Annotated in this window: 3 protein-coding genes, 1 pseudogene and 1 riboswitch; all 4 genes and pseudogenes read right to left on the bottom strand. The window is 71.4% G+C overall.

Annotation, left to right across the window (positions count from 1 at the left end; genetic code table 11):
* Positions 1-1,030 (bottom strand): FecCD family ABC transporter permease (locus GA0115259_RS34685; protein ID WP_093604264.1); only part of this gene is annotated, 1,030 nt, incomplete at its 3' end.
* 8 nt (positions 1,031-1,038) lie between these two features.
* Entirely contained in the window at positions 1,039-2,016 is a 978-nt protein-coding gene (locus tag GA0115259_RS34680; protein ID WP_176732759.1) for an ABC transporter substrate-binding protein, read from the bottom strand.
* 84 nt (positions 2,017-2,100) lie between these two features.
* Positions 2,101-2,221: riboswitch (cobalamin riboswitch) on the bottom strand.
* A 1-nt stretch (position 2,222) separates the two neighbouring features.
* Entirely contained in the window at positions 2,223-2,636 is a 414-nt protein-coding gene (locus tag GA0115259_RS34675) for a M67 family metallopeptidase (protein WP_093604260.1), read from the bottom strand.
* Between the two features lie 169 nt (positions 2,637-2,805).
* Positions 2,806-3,084, bottom strand: a pseudogene (gene proY / locus GA0115259_RS34670) (proline-specific permease ProY); the annotation flags it as partial.

The raw sequence follows: 3,084 nt of genomic DNA, 5'->3' as shown, positions 1-3,084 counted from the left end.
CCGGGCGGCGGCGCATCAGCCACAGGAACAGCGGCCCGCCTGTGAGCGCGGTGAGCACGCCGACCGGGATGTCCTGCGGCGCGGCGACGGTACGCGCCGCGAGATCGGCGACGACCAGGACGACCGCTCCGCCCAGCGCCGCGACGGGCAGCAGCGCGCGGTGACCGGCGCCGACGGCCATCCGGGCGGCGTGCGGCGCCAGCAGCCCGATGAAGCCGACCGCGCCGCTCGCGGCCACCATCACGGCCGTGACCAGGGAGGCGAGGATGAAGACCGCGGCGCGGAAGCGCGAGGTGTCGAGACCGAGCACGGTCGCGCCCTCCTCGCCCGCCAGCAGCAGATCGAGCGGTCTGGCCAGCGCCATGAGCAGGGCGGTCCCGGCGGTGAGCGCGACGGCGGGCGGTACGAGCGTGGCCCAGCGGGCGCTGCCGAGGCCGCCCAGCGACCAGTACAGCGCCTCCTGGAAGTGCTCGGGCCTGGCGGAGACGACCAGGATGAGGGTGGTGAGCGCGGAGAGGATGTACGAGACGGCGACGCCCGCGAGCACGAGCCCGCCGCCGGTCATCGTGGAGCCGCGCCGGGCCAGCCCGTACACCAGCGCCAGCGCGAGGAGCGCGCCGGCGAAGGCGGCGGCCGGCATCGCGACGGTGGTGGTCACTCCGCCGCCGATGCCGAGGACCAGCACCAGCACGGCGCCGGAGGAGGCGCCGGAGGAGATGCCGAGCAGAAACGGATCGGCGAGCCGGTTGCGTACGAGCGCCTGGAGGACGGTGCCGACGACGGCGAGTCCGGCGCCGACGATCACACCGAGCAGCACTCTCGGCAGCCGTACGTCGAGCACGATGGTGCGGAACGGGCCCGGCTCCGCGCGGCCGGTCAGGATCGTGATCACCTGACCGGGCGGGATCCGTACGGAGCCGAGGGCGAGGCCCGCGACGACGGCGACGGCGAGCGCGGCGGCGAGGGAGCCGAGCACCAGGGTGCGGCGGAGCCGCCCATACGCATGGGCGGGCGCGGTGGCGCGTGTCATGGCGGCGCTTACTTCACGGACTCGGGATGGAGCTGGGCCGCGAGCCGTTCGACGGCGGCCGGTGCCCGGACGCCGAGGACCACGTCCGAGAGCGGCATGACGGCGAACCGCTGGTTCCTGATGGCCGGTATGTCCTTGAGGACCGGATCCTCCAGCAGGCGCTTCTTCTTCTGCGCGACGGTGGTGGAGCCGTAGTCGTAGATGACGACGACCTCTGGCTCGCGAGCGACGACCTGTTCCCAGGTGGCATCGCCGAAGGACTTGTCGAGGTCGGCGAAGACATTGCGCCCGCCGGCCAGCTCGATCAGCTCATTGCCGATGCCCTTGCCGCCCGCGGAGAAGGCGGTCTTGTCGCCGCTGTCGTAGACGAAGACGGAGAGCGGTTCGACGCCCTTCAGCTCGTCGGCGGCCGACGCGACGGTGGTGCGTGCGTCCGCGATCCACTGCTCGGCGCGGTCCTGGACGCCGAAGGTGCGGCCGGTCTCCTCGACCTCCCGGTAGACGTCGTCCATCGAGGTCGTGCCGTCCGCGCAGTTCTCCAGACTGAGCCGGGTGCTGATACCGGCCGCCTTGAGATCGTCGCGGCCGCGGCCGTCCTTGGCATCGAAGGCGCTGGCGTATCCGCCGTAGACGAAGTCGGGATTCGCCGCGAGCAGTCTCTCCTTGGACGGGTACTCCTCGGCGAGGACCGGGACGCTCTTGTACGCCTTCTCGTAGGCGGGAAGGATCCGGTCGTCCAGATAGGCGGTGCCGACGAGGGACTTCTCCAGACCGAGCGCGAGCATGACCTCGGTGACGTGCTGGTTCATGGTGACCACACGCTTCGGCGGCGCCTGGTAGGTGGTCGTCACACCGCAGTTGGTGACGGTGTACGGGAAGCCGGGCGCGGCCTTGCCGGCGGGCCCGCCGTCCGCGGGGCCGGCGGCGTCCGTGGAAGTGCCACAGGCGGCGAGCGGGAGCAGTACGGCGATCGCGGCGGCGGATATGACGGCGGGCGTGAGCGCACGGCGGCGCCGGGACGGAACAGACACGGCTGGGCCTCCTCCGGGGGATTTCCGCGTCCCCTGGCTGGTGGGAGAAGGGCGGCAGGTCAGTTCCTGGCTGCCAAGCGGAGCTTGGTCACAGTGGCGGGACCGCGCCGGTTTCGCACCGGCTTCCTGGGTCCTGCCGCCCTGGTTCAGCCGTGAGTCTCTCAGACGATCTCGACGGGCTCCTCGGTGACCTCTCCGTCGACGATCCGGTACGAGCGGAACTGGAACGGTCCCGTGCCGTCCGCGTCCGCCGTGGAGACCAGCACATAGTGGGCGCCGGGCTCATTGGCGTAGGTGATGTCCGTACGGGACGGATAGGCCTCGGTCGCGGTGTGCGAGTGGTAGATGATCACCGGCTCCTCGTCGCGGTCGTCCATCTCGCGGTAGAGCTTGAGCAGATCCGCCGAGTCGAACTCGTAGAAGGTGGGCGAGCGCGCGGCGTTGAGCATGGGGATGAACCGCTCGGCCCGTCCGCTGCCCGCCGGGCCCGCGACCACTCCGCAGGCCTCGTCGGGATGGTCGGCTCGCGCGTGCGCGACGATCTGATCGTGCAGGGCCTGGGTGATGGTGAGCATGAGGAGAATATAAACGGCCGCGCCGGGCCGGAGACGGGCCGGCGCCGACGGGCCACGAAGGCCCTCGGACCAGTGATCCGAGGGCCTTGGAACGACAGGTGTACGGCCGACCGCGGTACGGGTCCGTACGTGTACGAGCCGAACCGTACGGTCGGGCTCGTACGGTCAGTCAGTCCGCCGCCGAGGCGTACTCCCGCTGGGCGCGCTCCGCGATCGCCGGATCGCGCCGCTTGAGGAACTGCCAGCCGGCCGCCAGGCCCACCGCCCAGACCGCCGCCACATACAGACAGACCCGCGCGTCCTTGTCGTACGCGATCAGACAGGTGACGAGCGCCAGGAAGGCCACTGCGACCCAGCTGAAGAGCGCGCCGCCCGGTGCCGGGAAGGACGAGGCCGGCAGCCGGCCCGCCTCCACACCGCGGCGGTAGCGGATATGGCTGGGCCGAAA

Origin of the sequence: Streptomyces sp. MnatMP-M17 (genome assembly GCF_900091995.1) — a bacterium.
Classification (GTDB): domain Bacteria; phylum Actinomycetota; class Actinomycetes; order Streptomycetales; family Streptomycetaceae; genus Streptomyces.
Note: the sequence above shows the minus strand (reverse complement) of the source record. Positions and strands in the feature narration are given on the sequence as shown.

Excerpts from the sequence above, each read along its gene's own strand:
- GA0115259_RS34675 (WP_093604260.1), bottom strand. The coding sequence starts at position 2,636 with ATGCTCACCATCACCCAGGCCCTGCACGATCAGATCGTCGCGCACGCG.